The following is a 15,142-nucleotide window of genomic DNA, read 5'->3' on the forward strand; positions in this document are numbered from 1 at the left end:
TCAATTTCCCCACTGAAACCACTCCTTTAGCTTTATACTTATTATTCTATCAAATAAAAAACTGTGTGAGTAAGGAACCGTACGCATTCCTTACTTACACAGTTAATATTACACTCCCTGTAGAGACATTTGGGGTCTTAAAAACAAAAGCCAAGAAGTACATTTAGCTTCTTGGCTCTTGTAAATATCGAAAAAGTACACTTCCTCCCTGTTTTGCAATGCCTCTAAAATGCTTAAAATCATCACGCTTCACAAGAACAGTACGAAATGCTGAAAACTGCTCCTTACTTACGTGGAATTCATTAAGCTCTCCATTTTTCAGCTTATCTAAAATTTCATGAATTGTCTGTTCATCCATTTTTATTCCTCCTATACATTGCTATAAATCTATCATTAAATGTCGTTTAGCTATTTTTCAACCATTTTTCCAAACGAGTAAATTCCTTCTTTGCATCCTCCATCCCTAGTTTATACAAATCCTCAAGCTTTTTCTGATTTTTTTCAATACGCCCTACCTTAAATGGTACACTAGGTCTTATGACAAAAACCGAACCGTTCCTTTCCTGCCCTTCAATATAGTCTAACGTTTCATTATACATTTCATATCTTCTTACTATAGCACTGATTAGCTTCGGATAATCTTTATAGGCTTTCTCTAATATCCAGCCAATATTTGATTTCTTCTTCCGGTAGTTCCCATATCTAGTTAAAATAACGATATTTTTATTAATGCCATCATGTTCAGCTTTTTTAATAGGGATCGAATCAACAATTCCACCATCTAACAGACTTTTACCATTATACTGTACGATTGGTGCAATAAATGGCAGTGAGCTTGAAGCTCGTAAAAGAGTTAGGATATTTTCCCCATCCTCTTTTTTATTATAATAAACGGGGATACCTGTTTGGCAATCTGTAGTTACAACGACAAACTCCTCTTTCGCATCCTTAAAAGCTTCAAAGTTAAATGGCACTATTTTATTTGGTATTTCGTCAAATATAAAGTCCATTCCAAACAATTGTCGCTTCTTCATGTAGTTTCTCAATGAAAGGTAGTTTGGATCTTTAATATAGTCAATATTAACCTTTCGATTTCTCCCCTTTTGCCGCGACAAATACGATGCACCAAAGCAAGCCCCTGCTGACACCCCAATAACATAAGGTGCATAAAAATCCTGTTCCATAAAATATTCTAATACACCGGCAGTATAAATTCCCCTCATACCTCCGCCTTCTAATATTAAACCAGTTCTCTCAATCATCTATTTAACGCGCTCCTTACATAAGTTACACTCGTATACCCTTTAGAAACCCTTGCCTTTTTCGTTACATGCCCTTTATTCCTCTCATTCTGCTCACAAGGCTTGTACCTCGAAAAACAAACATTACATTCTTAGTAGAGTAAGTAACTAGTTTTTTACTCTATATCTTTTCAATATTTATGTATGGCTGCTTTCAATTAAGTTTTTGTCTCGCTTCACTTTATCAGGAGTTATGCAATCTTGCTCAAATTAACAATAAACCAATTGATTAGAAACAACCATCTCTAGAAAAAAGACGAAATATTTAGGGAATAACAAATCAATTAGATCGTCTTGCTTTATTATCACTATTTTTAAATATAACATGATTTCACGATAATTTTCTTAAATAACGTCTTTATCCCCATATCCATTCCACTTTTTGTAATTTTTTTATGATCATTTAGATGAAAGGCTTTACTTACTTTAAAAAATAGTGTTAAATAGTTCTAATGAAGGAATCTATTTCTTCATGATGTCTATGGCTCAAGGCGCCGACAAATACTTAGAGGATTATAAGCAAAAATCTTCATAAGAATATGTAAAGGAGCGAGGCAATGAAAATCGCTAAAGTAGGTAGTATCATCGAATTTAAAGAAGGTTTAACAGGTGTAGTCGAAAAGGTAAATGAAAATTCTGTTATTGTTGACTTAACATATATGGAAAATTTCAGCGATTTAGATCTTGATAGACGCACAGTTGTAAATCACAAAAATTACAAAATTATTAAAGATTCATTCTCTTAATATATGAAAAACGCGAAGAACTTAATCTTCGCGTTTTTCATATATTAAGTTTCTTTTTTAATGAAATTAACAAAATAAGCCTCTATTATTAGACTATAGCATCCTTTTTATTGCTCTAACATTTATTCAAATAATAATGATTATTTGTAACTTCTTTTTACAGGTTTACAGCATGGATTTCGTAAATCCCTTCCATAATCAAATTCCTCAACATATGTTTCTTCAACTTCAGATTGAGTTACGGGATAATAATTTTTAACTCTAACTATATTTCTATTTACATGTTCAATATGTGTTGGATGCACTCGTCTTTATTTTTTATATGAAAATCGATTTTTCCTTTAGCACATTATGACGAACGATTTTCGGATTATATGGATGAATCATTTCACTTAATTTCTGCTACAATAAAAGCTTTCTTTGAAAGAATACATATAGCTATCCAGATTATATAAGAAACCAAAATGCAAATTGAAATAATTGACATTTTAACTAAAAAATGTAAAAATTAATCAAATACGCTTAACTTAAGGAGGATTATATTTGAAAAAAATACTCTCGGCCTTGGTACCTGGTTTATTGATTTTTTTGCTTATATATATTGATGAAACAGTTTTTCCTGATAGTAAAAATATTTTAATAGGAATATATTTTATTTTCCCCATTATCTATATAGTTCAAGGGATTATAAGTGCTAATTCCATATTCGTACTAGTAATTGGGATTGTAATATCAGCTGTTGCTACAATTTTACCAACGGAATTATGGTATAATATGTCAAGTTTATTGATACCAGTCATCATTTATAGCTTACTAGCATTATTAGCTTTTTATGTAACGAATAAGATTACAAAAAAATAAAGTCTTTTAACACATATTTTAGTTACAAAAATGCTTCATAAGTAAAACTGTAATTTTTTCTAAAATCATCGTGTGCTGACAAAGTACTTTATAAAATAAAATGGGCGATGCTATTGTAGCACCGCCCATTTTTCAAGTATTCCAAAGCCTCACACATCGAACACGATACTACTTAATTTAGCAATAATGTAGCATGTTAACTGTGGAATGAACTCGATATTCAACGTAATCTCACTTAGCGATTATCAACCTTTTCAGGATACAAATCATGATTCATCAACCGATATGCAGCCATTTCCTCATATTTCGTTCCTGGTTTACCGTAATTTGTATAAGGATCAATCGAAATACCACCACGAGGAGTAAATTTCCCCCACACTTCAATGTAGCGTGGATCCATTAGTTCAATTAAATCATTCATAATGATGTTCATACAGTCTTCATGGAAATCACCATGATTTCGGAAGCTAAATAAATATAATTTTAACGATTTGCTTTCAACCATTTTTATATCAGGGATATAACTAATATAAATTGTTGCAAAATCTGGTTGACCTGTAATTGGACATAATGAAGTAAATTCCGGACAATTAAATTTTACAAAATAATCACGGTTCGGATGCTTGTTATCGAATGTTTCCAAAATTTGCGGAGCATACTCAAATAAATAGTTTACTCCTTGATTCCCTAAAAGAGTAACATCTTTCATTTCTTCTTGTTTTCTACCTGCCATAATCGGATTCCTCTTTTCTTTACTTATTAATTGCTTTTATATTTTTGCGACAGATGCAAGCTTTTCGAGAGGTTTGCTAAAAAGCAGAAGTCTCGAAATTAGCATCCAAATTTAAACACCACGTTTATTTCCCCAAACTAACGTATGGAGCTGAGGTAACACACGGACTTGATTTAACTCTTTATCCTCGATTACTTGCTCAACTAATGATTCATATTTATTTAACAGTTTCTGTACAAGCTTTGTCGTATCAGCCTCATGTATATCTTCATTTCCAACCTGTAAGTACATTGGAATGTTAGAGTATCGATGATGGATTTCCCTTGCATATTGTAAATCAGCTTCATCAAAAATCACGACTTTTAGACTAATTGACTGTTGATTCGTTTGATTAACTAGTATATTGATAATCTCATCTAGCTTAACAAAATCAGTTTTCATTCCTGAGCTAGGAGGCTTCGGTGAAATTGTCAAATCATCAATATCCTTCAACCACTCTTGATATTTACTTCCCTGTGTCTCAATTGCTATTTTTACCCCTTTCCTTTTTAGCAATTGAACTAACTCAGCTAAATTTGCTAAAAGAGCAGGGTTACCACCAGAAATGGTTACATGTGAAAAACGATCGCCACCTAATGCCTCCAACTGTTCCCAAATATCATCTGCTGTCATTTGTTTAATATCAGCTTTTGCTGAGCCATCCCAAGTAAAAGCTGAATCACACCAGCTGCAATAATAGTCACAGCCAGCTGTCCGCACAAACATTGTCTTTTGACCAATGACCATTCCCTCTCCCTGGATAGTTGGTCCAAAAATTTCTAATACAGGGATTTTTTTCATTGTTTCTCCTCCTTATATTTCGGACGAAAAACAACATAGCTTGTTGGCGTTTCTCTTACAAATACTTGAACACATTTTGGCTTGTTAGCTTTTGTATCTAATTCCTTTTGAACAACTTCCCAAATCGCTTTCGCAACTCCTTCAGTTGTTGGGAAATAATTAGGATCATCCTTTGAAAAAAGCTCTGTATGATCATTAAGAATGGTATGATCAAAACGATTATGAATTAGTTTTTTAATGCTCGAGAAATTCACCAGAAAGCCAGAATCATCTAAATCGTTCCCAGCAATGGTAATATTGATAAAATACGTATGCCCATGAACATTTTGACATTTCCCTGCATCCTCATGTGGGATAAAATGTGCAGCAGCAATATGCATATCTTTATTTAATTCAAATTGATAATTGTGTTGTACTTGAGGATATAATTGTTGAATCATCGAATTTCAGCATCCTTTTTAAGCAAATATTCGTCAAGACCTTTTTTTCTCAATTTACACGCCGGACATTCCCCACAACCATCAGCAATTATCCCGTTGTAGCATGTCAAAGTTTTCTCACGAACAAATTCAAGTGCTCCTAAATCATCAGCTAGCTTCCATGTTTCAACTTTATTAATCCACATTAATGGTGTATGAATAACAAATGGTTTATCCAACGCTAAATTAAGTGTCACGTTACATGATTTTACAAATGCGTCTCGACAGTCGGGATAGCCACTAAAATCTGTTTCACAAACACCTGTCACAATATGCTTTGCGCCAATTTGATAAGCTAAAATTGTTGCAAAAGATAAAAACACTAGATTTCGTCCTGGAACAAATGTTGAAGGCAATTCACCTTCAGCATGCTCTATTTCAATATCCGTTCTCGTCAAAGCATTTGGAGCAAGCTGATTTAATAACGACATATCCAGCACATGATGTTGAACACCAAGTTCCTTTGCAATTGATGTGGCCACATCTATCTCTAAACTATGGCGTTGATTATAGTTGAACGTAACTGCAACAACCTCTTTAAATTCTTTTAATGCCCAAAATAAACAGGTTGTGCTATCTTGTCCACCACTAAATACAACGATTGCCTTTTCATTTTTCATAAAAAATTTCACATCCTTATACTCATCCTTATTTTTTTGCCGTATCTAAATAAATAATGGCAAAATAAAAAACACCTGGAATAATCCGAGGTGCTAGCATGATTTCTTCTATAAGAAAACTATTATTAATCATATATTAGTAGTTTTTTATAGAGGGTTTTGCTAAAACCTCTCCCGATAGCAAATTACTATCGGATTTGTTCTTTAGTTTTATAACTAGGAAAATATATCACGAAAATAAAATCTTTGCAAATATGAAAGATTTTCCGCCTCTTATTTTCTTTTGATTCAATGAGATAATGATTACAGAATATTAATTATTTCTTTTCATCTTTATTAAACCAAAGCGGCTCTGTATCATCAACATCCCCATTATAATTAATCAGAATTTCTTCCCCAGCTTTAATATCCTTATATGCATAAAATTCAAAAGTATGATTATCAAAGTTAATATCATACGTTGCATTCGGATGATATGAGTGATTAAATAACATTCCATATCCTAATACGATTGCAGTATGATTAATTCCATATTCAAATACATAATCGTCTAAAATCGTTTTCTCAATATATACATGATCCCTATTTGGGTATGGTATTACTGGCGCTTCATGAATAAGCGTACCTTTTTCAATATCAATTGTTGCAAAAACACCACGATTAAATTCCCCTCCACTTAGTGGAGATGTTTTAACTTTAATAATTGTCATCACCTACGACCTAATAATATTGGATATCCTTTTCATTGTGAAGGTTTGTTCATCAGAAAGCAACCCTTTTATGTATATCTAGATAACAATTCTTAAAAGTCACTTTACAAAATCACATTCGATACTGAAAATTAATCGTACTAAAAAAGGACTTACATAATAGTAAGTCCTTAAGAAGTTGCAATTTTCTTTTCTAATAACGCCGGGTTAGGTAATGCTTCTTTTTGCATTTTTGTAATTTCTAAATAGCGAATATGATGATTTTCCATCTCGGTAACTTTGAAGGTTAGTGAACCAAATTCAACAAAGCCTCCAGTTTTTATATCATAATGCTCTGTTAATACCCATCCACCAATCGTATCGACATCAGTATCATCGATTGATAAATTAAACAACTCATTGATTTCACTAACAAGAACCTTACCATCAACAATATATTTCGCATCATTTATCTTCTGAATAAGAGGTACCTCATCAGCATCAAATTCATCGCGAATTTCGCCAACAATTTCCTCAAGAATATCTTCAACTGTTACAAGTCCTGCCGTTCCACCATATTCATCAATTAGGACCGCCATATGGATACGTTCCTTTTGCATTTTGACGAGTAACTCATGAATTGGTATCGATTCAATTACTTGAATAATCGGCCTTATATACTGTTCGATTGAAAATGGTTTTTGCTTATCAAAGTGGATAAGATCTGTGAAAATTTCTTTAATATTTACGACACCGATAATATGGTCTTTATCGCCATCGACAATTGGATAACGTGTATACTTTTCATCTTTAATAATTTCTAATTGCTCTTGAATTGGCGCATCGATTGATAATGAAACAATTTCGGTTCTTGGCACCATAATTTCTTTTGCAATACGGTTATCAAATTCAAAGATTTTGTTCACATATTTAAATTCAGATTGGTTAATTTCACCACTTTTGTAGCTTTCCGATAAAATAATTCTTAGTTCCTCTTCACTATGTGCTAGCTCATGCTCTGAAACAGGCTTTAAGCCAAAAATTCCAGTTATAAATCGAGCCGACCCGTTTAAAGCCCAAATAAACGGGTACATAATACGATAGAAGGCCATTAACGGTTTAGAAAACCAAATACTAATCGCTTCAGCCTTTTGTATCGCAACTGTTTTCGGTGCTAATTCACCTACTACAACATGAAGGAAGGTAATCGTTGAAAATGCGATAACAAACGAAAGAACAGTTGAAATAGACCCAGGCATGTGTAATTGTTCAAAAACTGGTGCTAATAAATGCTCAATCGTCGGTTCACCAAGCCACCCTAATCCTAATGCTGTAATTGTAATTCCTAGCTGACAAGCCGACAAATATTCATCTAAATTATCTATAACCTTTTTTGTCGCACTTGCCTTTTTGTTTCCTTCTGCAATTAATTGGTCAATACGAGAGCTCCTAATTTTAATGATTGCAAATTCAGAAGCAACGAAAAAACCCGTAAGAGCGATTAAAATTGCAACAAGCAACAAATTCACTATGTCCAAATAAGCTTCCTTACTCCGTCAGTGACGGAAAAGGAGTCACCTCCTGAGAGTTATATCATATTTATCTTTCCTGTCGTTCTTCTTATAGGTTTTGACTAGTATTAGCGTCCGCTTGGAGTACAATAAGGGATGCTATTAGTCTATTCATTTTTAACTCTGCCCCATATTATCACCCCACAGATTGTATTAGTTTAATAATAATACGAATGAAACATTACCGTCAAACTTTACCCTTACTCGATTTTTTAAATAAATATGTGAAAATCTGACTAAAAATACCTTTTTCGGTAAAATATCGCGTTTTACGAGCATAAATGAATGATTAAAGCTTCAAATAAATGTTTGAGAATGAAAGAAAGATAATTTTCTAGACTACTTTTCTCTCAATTTGATTTATAAATGTTGGAATATAGTCCTCTGTCCATGAGAATAGTATCAACTCTTTTCCATTCAATACGCCTATATTTTCTGACAAGCATCATTCAGTAGGTAATTTTTTCACTAATAACAAAATAAGTGCTCCTAAACAAACATACCCGAAAATTGGATATAATAATGTAATTAATGAACTATAGCCGATTTTGCTAATAAACGCAGCGATACATAATATCCCACATATTATCGTCATTCCTGGTATTTTAAAGTACGAGTTTATTTGTTTTTCAAGCCCGTACAAATTTCCAATAACTGATGTAAATACCTCGCCATAAATAACTGCAATATAAATGAAATAAATAGCAAAGAACGTCGTTTTCATTACTTCTGCCATTGGAATATCATATTGTGTTAAATGTGGTAAGCTTGATAGTGCAAAATGACTGCTTATTAAAACAATCATTAAAAATACCCCCCCAAGGAACCCTCCTCTTTTTAATACTTGCTCATCATTAATCTCTTTAGCTAATGGAACAAGAACAGCTGATGCCATTGTAATATTAAAAGCGGCATATGAAAATGCTGATATAATCCATTTAACAGAACTCGACTCTTCATGTGGTAAAAGTAGAATTGATTCGATGGAAAATGATTGAAAAGCAAGGAAGATACTAAATGTAATTAACATCGGGACTACTATGATATTGACACTAAACAACCCTTTGATACCAAACGCCATCACTAATATTGTTAGCAAAATTGTGACGATTACACCGATTCTTACTGATAATCCTAATTGTTCTTTAAAGATTGCTCCCGCTCCGGAAAGCATAATAGATGTTAATCCGAATAACACTAGCATCATAAAAAGATTCACAATCCCGCCGAACTGTTTGCCGAATAAATACGTCATTAAATCTTGATAAGAATTTGCTTGAATTCTCTTTGATAAAATTAACATTTTCGTTCCTAGTTTTATAAAAAGTATTCCCGCTAAAAAAATCCCTGCAAGTCCATATATTCCATGTTTAGTGAAAAACTCAACAATTTCCCTTCCAGTTGCAAAACCAGCACCTACTACTGTTCCGACATATACTGCTGCAACTTGTATTGAAGATATCCATTTCTTCATATTATGTACACCTCTCTAATCGTAAACAAAGCTTGTATCATTATATGAAGGAATACTCAGATAATGCTCTTTCTCTTCCCGGTATGGAAAAAATTACATCTTTCTTATCATAGGCAAAATACTTGAAAGTCAAAAAAGGTCAAAGTATACTATAGTCAAAGATGGTCAAATTGACCGCTTCTTTTTATCACACATTGGTCAAACTTAGTCAAAGCTTTGAGGATTCATTTTAATCTTTAAGCGTAACTAATTGGAAATTTTTAAAAAGAAAGGGATGGTTTTCGATGATGTGTGAAAAATGTCAAATGAATAAGGCTACAATTCACTTAAACTTGCAATTAAATAATAAAAAAACAGAGGCTGCATTATGTCACGACTGTTATGCAGCATATAAACAATCAATTCCAACTGGATTTGCAAATGGATTTTCTTCATTTCCATTTGACGAATTATTTAAAGGATTCCAAGCAAATGCTCCTTTTAATCAACAAACTCAAGCACAACCTCAGAAAAATGGTGGTGGAGGTATTCTTGATCAGCTTGGTCGTAATCTAACACAAGCTGCTCGTGCAGGTCTGATCGATCCTGTTATTGGCCGTGATGAGGAAGTTGAACGAGTCATTGAAATATTAAATCGTCGCAACAAAAATAACCCTGTCCTTATTGGTGAGCCAGGTGTCGGTAAAACAGCGATTATCGAAGGTCTTGCCTTAAAAATTGCAAACGGGACAGTGCCAGCAAAACTAACAAATAAAGAAGTATATTTATTAGATGTCGCTTCTTTAGTTGCAAGCACAGGAATAAGAGGTCAATTTGAGGAAAGAATGAAAAAAATCATTCAAGAGCTCCAGCAAAAGAAAAATATTATCCTTTTCATTGATGAGATTCATCAATTAGTTGGTGCAGGTTCAGCAGAGGGTTCTATGGATGCAGGCAATATTTTAAAACCAGCTCTTGCCCGTGGTGAGCTTCAAGTCGTTGGTGCGACAACGTTAAAGGAATATCGCACAATTGAAAAGGATGCAGCATTAGAACGACGTTTCCAGCCTGTTACCGTCCATGAGCCATCAGTTGAAAAAGCAATTGACATTTTAAAAGGAATTCAAGACAAATATGAGGCATATCACCATGTATCATATACACCTGAGGCGATCGAAGCATGTGTCACATTATCACAAAGATATATCCAAGATCGTTTCTTACCTGATAAAGCAATTGACCTACTTGATGAGGCCGGCTCTAAAAAGAATTTACACATCGTACAAGTAAGCAATGAAGAACTAAAACAACGACTTGCACAAATTATGAAACAAAAGCAAGAAGCAACCGAAAAAGAAGATTATGAAAAAGCTGCTAAATTAAGAGATGAAGAAATTCGTCTAGAAGCACAACTAAACCAAGAAGCGACTACAGAAAAACTGATAGTAGATGTAGAAGACATTCAAGCTATCATAGAAAAGAAAACTGGTATTCCTGTTGGAAAGCTTCAAGAAAATGAACAATCTAAGCTAAAGCATTTAGTAGAAAATCTCTCTAAAAAGGTTATCGGTCAAAAAGATGCGGTAACAAAAGTGGCAAAAGCAATTAGAAGAAGCCGTGCTGGCTTAAAGTCTAAAACAAGACCAATTGGCTCATTTCTCTTTGTTGGACCAACTGGTGTTGGGAAAACCGAATTAACAAAAACCTTAGCTGAAGAATTATTCGGTTCAAAAGATGCCATGATTCGCTTAGATATGAGTGAATATATGGAGAAACATGCTGTATCAAAAATAATTGGTGCTCCTCCAGGATATGTTGGTCATGATGAAGCTGGTCAGCTTACTGAAAAGGTTCGCAGAAATCCTTATAGCATCATTTTATTAGATGAGATTGAAAAGGCTCATCCTGACGTTCAGCATATGTTCCTGCAAATTCTTGAAGATGGCCGTTTAACAGATAGTCAAGGACGAACAGTTAGCTTTAAAGATACAGTAATTATTATGACAAGCAATGCAGGTGTAACAGATAAACAAATTAAAGTTGGCTTTAATACACAAGCAAATACAGCTGTTGAGGAAAGTCATCTTTTACAATCATTAGGTTCTTTCTTTAAACCAGAATTTCTAAATCGCTTTGATAACATTATTGAATTCTCTTCACTTGAGAAAGATGATTTGTTAAAAATCGTCACACTTATGCTTAAAGAGTTAGAGCATACACTAGCTGAGCAACATATTGCACTTGAAGTAACAACGAATGCGAAGGAAAAGCTTGCTGAACTCGGCTACCATCCGTCATTTGGTGCTAGACCACTTCGCCGTGCTATTCAAGAACATGTTGAAGATAAGCTAACAGATTTACTTCTTGATGAAGATGAAATCTCATCCGTACTTGTTGATGTAAAAGAAAATGAAATCATTGTCGTAAAAAACAATTAATATGACAAAAGGAAAATCTCATAAATATATAAGGTGTCTCAAAACAGTGAGACACCTTTTTTTCACTAATCAAACAAATAGTATGGTAAAATTTACAACATATCAATCATGAGGGACTGTCCCCAAGAAAGGGTAATGATATGATCATCATTAGACGAATTTTCCTTCGAGCAATTAAAATGAACCATTGGCTTCTTATTTTTTCCACTTTAACCTTAGTTTTTTCTAGCAGTTATATCATATATTTTTTAGAGCCAGAAACATTTACAAGTCCTTTTGAAGGATTATGGTGGACAATGACAACTGTTGTTACTGTTGGATACGGTGATGTATCTCCTACAACTGTTCCTGGTAAATTATTTGCGATGCTTCTTTACATAGTTGGAATTGGTTTAATGACGATTTTTATTGGGAAAGTCATCGATTCAATTAGTATTCGGAAAAAGCTACAGGAGGAAGGACGCTTGAAAATTACAACTGAACAACATATTATCATGATTAATTGGACGAAAAAGGCAGAAATCGCATTGGAAGAGCTTATAAAAACATTTAAAGACATTCGTATCGTTATCATTGATGAAAAACTTGCAAAAATTCCAATACTCCATGAACAAGTAGAGTTCGTTAAAGGAGATCCGGCAAATGTCGAGATTTTAAAGCAAGCAAATGTCCTGTATGCAAAATCTGTTATGGTCTTTTCACCTGATGGTACGTTATCTACTTCACAGGCAGACGGGCAAACCTTACTCATCGCATCTATAATTGAAGGAATCGGTAAAGAATTCAAACAAAATATTTATACGATTTGCGAAGTTGCCGATTCAAAACATATTCAAGCATTTGTTCACGCTAATGTTGAGGAATTTATTACCGCAAATGACACAGCAGGAAATCTTGCTGCACGGTCAATTTTATTTAACGGATCAAGTGAGGTTATTCGGCAATTAACTAGTGATAAAGGATATGATTTATATTCGATTCCTAAAAAACAAGAATGGGTCACATATGCAGATGCAAGGAAGGACCTATCGGAAATGGGAGCATTATTAATTTCTGATGGAAACGACCTATCAATAATCAATTCACTTGATAGAGTAATCCCAACTAACGCTAATTTGTTTATTATTTGCAACAATTCTACATATAATAAAATGTTAAAAAATAGATAATTTAATAGAAAGTTAGGCAATGCGGAGATATAGAATTTGTTATATCTCCCGTTTTCGCTGTCATCGTTACCTACTCATTCACATATACATGTGGTGAGGTGTATACAATGATAAAATTTGGAAACATATATTTATTTATCTCCCTTTCCCTTTTAATTTTTAACGGTACTGCATTTGGTTTTATTTTCTATCAAGAAAGACTCGGGGAGATTTTTGGTCTTATATTATTTGTCGGAACAAGTTTATTTGGAGCTCTCTTAGCCTCAATAGCCTACGAAGAAAAAATTACCTTCTACTCTCGTTTATTTTTCTATGGAAATGTTATCGTCACCTTTCTTCCAATCTACTACTTAGGAATTTCCGCATTATTTTATTCCCTCTAACTGTTCATCCATATCTTTTCTTCAAACTATCTCGTAAGGTTTAGACCATGGGATAGTTTTTTTACGAAAATTTTAGTTAAATCTAAAGAACTTCAAAGAAACCTCTAAAAATATTAAAGAACTCTCCGATATAATAAATAAGAAAATAAATAGGAAATATGGTGATTTACGATGGATAAAACGTCAATAATTGGATTAATACTTGCGATAATCGCAGTTGGAGTTGGTATGACTCTTAAAGGGGTACATCCCTCAAATCTATTAAACATACCTGCTCTACTTATTATTATTTTAGGTACGATTTCTGCTGTAACCATTGCTTTCCCAACAAGTGACATTAAAAAGGTACCTAAGTTGTTCGGTATTTTATTTAAAGAAACAAAGGTTCCAACGATCCAAGAGCTAATACCTTTATTCTCAGATTGGGCACAAGTTGCTCGTAAAGAAGGACTACTTGCACTTGAAGCAAAGCTTGCAGATATTGAAGATCCCTTTTTAAAAAATGGTTTACTCATGGCAGTTGATGGGCAAAATGCAGATTTCATACGCGATGTTATGAGTGAAGAAATTGAAGCTATGGAAGAACGTCATCAAGCAAATGCAACCATCTTCTCACAAGCTGGTACATATGCTCCAACACTTGGGGTTTTAGGAGCGGTTGTTGGTTTAATTGCTGCCTTATCTCATATGGATGATACAGCAGCACTTGGAGAAGCAATTGCAGCAGCTTTTATCGCGACAATGATGGGGATATTCACAGGATATGTTATCTGGCATCCGTTCGCCAATAAATTAAAGCGTAAATCTAAACAAGAAGTAAAAGTGAAAGAAGTAATGATTGAAGGTGTTCTATCCGTATTAGAAGGACAAGCACCAAAAGCGATTGAACAAAAGCTTGCAACATACTTACCTGTTAGTGAACGAATGAAAATGAACTCTTCAGTTTCTGAGGGAGAGAGTATAAATGGCTAAAAAAAAGAAAAAGCAACATCATGATGAGCATATGGACGAGTCTTGGCTTGTCCCATATGCGGATATTTTAACATTACTCCTTGCCCTTTTTATTGTCTTATTTGCAGCAAGCAATGTTGACGCAAAAAAATTCCATGAAATTGCGAAAGCATTTAATACAAGCTTTTCTGGAGGAACAGGTGTTTTAGAATTTCCAAGCCCTACTGAGACAGGGGAAATGGAACAGCTTGATGTACAAGAAAAAAAGTCTACTGAAGCAACTGAAGAAGAGCTAAAACAACTCGAGCAAGAAAAGTTAGCAGAAATTAAAGAAAAAGTTGATTCGTATATTGATGAAAAAAAGCTTGGTAACCAATTGCAGACAACACTTACAGAAGATGGCTTATTAATTACGATTTTAGATGAAATTTTCTTTGATTCAGGAAGTGCTGAAATTCGCGAAAAAGATAAGCATCTTGCAAAGGAAATATCTGAATTACTTGTTATGAATCCTCCACGTAATATTACTGTAAGTGGACATACAGATAATGTTCCTATTAATAATTCAGCATTTGATTCAAATTTGGATTTAAGTGCTAAGCGTGCTGTCAATTTTATAAGTATATTAATTGAGAATAAGAAATTAGATCCAAGTGTTTTTAGTGCAGAAGGCTTTGGTGAGTTTAGACCAGTCGCTTCAAATGATACAGCAGAAGGCAGAGAAAAAAATAGACGTGTAGAAGTTTTAATTTTACCAAACGAGAAAAAATAAAAAGGACCGAATGGTCCTTTCAGACTGTAGACAAACTCGATAAAATCGAGTTTGCATACAGTCTTTTTTTATTTAAAATATTTATTAATAGATATTTTAGAGGTGATGGATAATGATGACAAGAAACAATAATACT

17 protein-coding genes are annotated in these 15,142 nt (G+C 33.6%); 7 read left to right on the forward strand and 10 right to left on the reverse strand.

Going from position 1 to position 15,142, the window contains the following annotated elements:
• Nucleotides 1-163 precede the first annotated feature (163 nt).
• The gene (locus ACTJJ9_RS24915) at nucleotides 164-358 is read right to left on the reverse strand and encodes a hypothetical protein (RefSeq protein ID WP_095302995.1); all 195 of its coding nucleotides are present in this window, start codon (nucleotides 356-358) and stop codon (nucleotides 164-166) included.
• A gap of 46 nt (nucleotides 359-404) precedes the next feature.
• Nucleotides 405-1,262, reverse strand: a complete 858-nt coding sequence (locus ACTJJ9_RS24920) for a patatin family protein (protein ID WP_145585275.1) — start codon at nucleotides 1,260-1,262, stop codon at nucleotides 405-407.
• 596 nt (nucleotides 1,263-1,858) lie between these two features.
• On the opposite strand from ACTJJ9_RS24920, the gene ACTJJ9_RS24925 reads away from it, so the two are divergent.
• Complete coding sequence (locus ACTJJ9_RS24925; protein WP_095302994.1) at nucleotides 1,859-2,047, forward strand: YkvS family protein; 189 nt, start codon at nucleotides 1,859-1,861, stop codon at nucleotides 2,045-2,047.
• Nucleotides 2,048-2,187: 140 nt separating this feature from the next.
• Here the strand turns inward: ACTJJ9_RS24925 and ACTJJ9_RS24930 are convergent, their stop codons facing one another.
• Nucleotides 2,188-2,352: a CotD family spore coat protein gene (locus ACTJJ9_RS24930; protein WP_145585273.1), complete on the reverse strand. Its 165-nt coding sequence runs from the start codon at nucleotides 2,350-2,352 to the stop codon at nucleotides 2,188-2,190.
• 238 nt (nucleotides 2,353-2,590) lie between these two features.
• Here ACTJJ9_RS24930 and ACTJJ9_RS24935 point away from each other — a divergent pair, with 238 nt between their 5' ends.
• On the forward strand, nucleotides 2,591-2,908 hold the full coding sequence (locus ACTJJ9_RS24935; protein ID WP_095302992.1) for a hypothetical protein: 318 nt from the start codon (nucleotides 2,591-2,593) through the stop codon (nucleotides 2,906-2,908).
• Between the two features lie 235 nt (nucleotides 2,909-3,143).
• Here the strand turns inward: ACTJJ9_RS24935 and queF are convergent, their stop codons facing one another.
• The 7 genes from queF to ACTJJ9_RS24970 form a co-directional block, all read right to left on the reverse strand.
• Complete coding sequence (gene queF / locus ACTJJ9_RS24940; RefSeq protein WP_095302991.1) at nucleotides 3,144-3,641, reverse strand: preQ(1) synthase; 498 nt, start codon at nucleotides 3,639-3,641, stop codon at nucleotides 3,144-3,146.
• Nucleotides 3,642-3,752: 111 nt separating this feature from the next.
• Complete coding sequence (gene queE / locus ACTJJ9_RS24945; protein WP_145585271.1) at nucleotides 3,753-4,481, reverse strand: 7-carboxy-7-deazaguanine synthase QueE; 729 nt, start codon at nucleotides 4,479-4,481, stop codon at nucleotides 3,753-3,755.
• Complete coding sequence (gene queD / locus ACTJJ9_RS24950; RefSeq protein WP_145585269.1) at nucleotides 4,478-4,921, reverse strand: 6-carboxytetrahydropterin synthase QueD; 444 nt, start codon at nucleotides 4,919-4,921, stop codon at nucleotides 4,478-4,480. Before queD ends, queE begins: the two co-directional genes overlap by 4 nt.
• Complete coding sequence (gene queC / locus ACTJJ9_RS24955) at nucleotides 4,918-5,580, reverse strand: 7-cyano-7-deazaguanine synthase QueC (protein ID WP_145585267.1); 663 nt, start codon at nucleotides 5,578-5,580, stop codon at nucleotides 4,918-4,920. Before queC ends, queD begins: the two co-directional genes overlap by 4 nt.
• A 317-nt stretch (nucleotides 5,581-5,897) precedes the next feature.
• A complete protein-coding gene (locus tag ACTJJ9_RS24960) occupies nucleotides 5,898-6,284 on the reverse strand; it encodes an SET domain-containing protein (RefSeq protein ID WP_095303000.1) in 387 nt (128 codons plus the stop codon).
• Nucleotides 6,285-6,460: 176 nt separating this feature from the next.
• Nucleotides 6,461-7,807, reverse strand: a complete 1,347-nt coding sequence (locus ACTJJ9_RS24965) for a hemolysin family protein (RefSeq protein ID WP_145585157.1) — start codon at nucleotides 7,805-7,807, stop codon at nucleotides 6,461-6,463.
• 478 nt (nucleotides 7,808-8,285) lie between these two features.
• Complete coding sequence (locus ACTJJ9_RS24970) at nucleotides 8,286-9,314, reverse strand: YkvI family membrane protein (RefSeq protein ID WP_145585155.1); 1,029 nt, start codon at nucleotides 9,312-9,314, stop codon at nucleotides 8,286-8,288.
• A 284-nt stretch (nucleotides 9,315-9,598) separates the two neighbouring features.
• Here ACTJJ9_RS24970 and ACTJJ9_RS24975 point away from each other — a divergent pair, with 284 nt between their 5' ends.
• From ACTJJ9_RS24975 to motB, 5 genes are all read left to right on the forward strand, one after another.
• Nucleotides 9,599-11,731, forward strand: coding sequence for an ATP-dependent Clp protease ATP-binding subunit (locus ACTJJ9_RS24975; protein ID WP_145585154.1), 2,133 nt, complete (start codon nucleotides 9,599-9,601; stop codon nucleotides 11,729-11,731).
• A 140-nt stretch (nucleotides 11,732-11,871) separates the two neighbouring features.
• Nucleotides 11,872-12,900 carry a potassium channel protein gene (locus ACTJJ9_RS24980; RefSeq protein ID WP_095302984.1) on the forward strand — a complete coding sequence of 343 codons (1,029 nt, stop codon included), beginning with the start codon at nucleotides 11,872-11,874 and terminating at the stop codon, nucleotides 12,898-12,900.
• Between the two features lie 107 nt (nucleotides 12,901-13,007).
• Complete coding sequence (locus ACTJJ9_RS24985; protein ID WP_095302983.1) at nucleotides 13,008-13,283, forward strand: hypothetical protein; 276 nt, start codon at nucleotides 13,008-13,010, stop codon at nucleotides 13,281-13,283.
• Between the two features lie 171 nt (nucleotides 13,284-13,454).
• Nucleotides 13,455-14,255 (forward strand): flagellar motor stator protein MotA, encoded by an 801-nt coding sequence (motA, locus tag ACTJJ9_RS24990; RefSeq protein WP_095302982.1) that lies wholly within the window; start codon nucleotides 13,455-13,457, stop codon nucleotides 14,253-14,255.
• Nucleotides 14,248-15,006 carry a flagellar motor protein MotB gene (gene motB, locus ACTJJ9_RS24995; protein WP_095302981.1) on the forward strand — a complete coding sequence of 253 codons (759 nt, stop codon included), beginning with the start codon at nucleotides 14,248-14,250 and terminating at the stop codon, nucleotides 15,004-15,006. The genes motA and motB overlap by 8 nt, the downstream gene beginning before the upstream one ends.
• Nucleotides 15,007-15,142 lie beyond the last annotated feature (136 nt).

The organism is Metabacillus sp. 22489, from assembly GCF_052044855.1.
Lineage (GTDB): Bacteria > Bacillota > Bacilli > Bacillales > Bacillaceae > Metabacillus > Metabacillus niabensis.

Coding starts and splice junctions, on each gene's coding strand:
- ACTJJ9_RS24975 (WP_145585154.1), top strand. CDS start 9,599: ATGATGTGTGAAAAATGTCAAATGAATAAGGCTACAATTCACTTAAAC.
- motB (WP_095302981.1), top strand. CDS start 14,248: ATGGCTAAAAAAAAGAAAAAGCAACATCATGATGAGCATATGGACGAG.
- ACTJJ9_RS24970 (WP_145585155.1), bottom strand. CDS start 9,314: ATGAAGAAATGGATATCTTCAATACAAGTTGCAGCAGTATATGTCGGA.
- ACTJJ9_RS24925 (WP_095302994.1), top strand. CDS start 1,859: ATGAAAATCGCTAAAGTAGGTAGTATCATCGAATTTAAAGAAGGTTTA.
- queC (WP_145585267.1), bottom strand. CDS start 5,580: ATGAAAAATGAAAAGGCAATCGTTGTATTTAGTGGTGGACAAGATAGC.
- ACTJJ9_RS24980 (WP_095302984.1), top strand. CDS start 11,872: ATGATCATCATTAGACGAATTTTCCTTCGAGCAATTAAAATGAACCAT.
- queE (WP_145585271.1), bottom strand. CDS start 4,481: ATGAAAAAAATCCCTGTATTAGAAATTTTTGGACCAACTATCCAGGGA.
- queF (WP_095302991.1), bottom strand. CDS start 3,641: ATGGCAGGTAGAAAACAAGAAGAAATGAAAGATGTTACTCTTTTAGGG.
- queD (WP_145585269.1), bottom strand. CDS start 4,921: ATGATTCAACAATTATATCCTCAAGTACAACACAATTATCAATTTGAA.
- motA (WP_095302982.1), top strand. CDS start 13,455: ATGGATAAAACGTCAATAATTGGATTAATACTTGCGATAATCGCAGTT.
- ACTJJ9_RS24985 (WP_095302983.1), top strand. CDS start 13,008: ATGATAAAATTTGGAAACATATATTTATTTATCTCCCTTTCCCTTTTA.
- ACTJJ9_RS24915 (WP_095302995.1), bottom strand. CDS start 358: ATGGATGAACAGACAATTCATGAAATTTTAGATAAGCTGAAAAATGGA.
- ACTJJ9_RS24920 (WP_145585275.1), bottom strand. CDS start 1,262: ATGATTGAGAGAACTGGTTTAATATTAGAAGGCGGAGGTATGAGGGGA.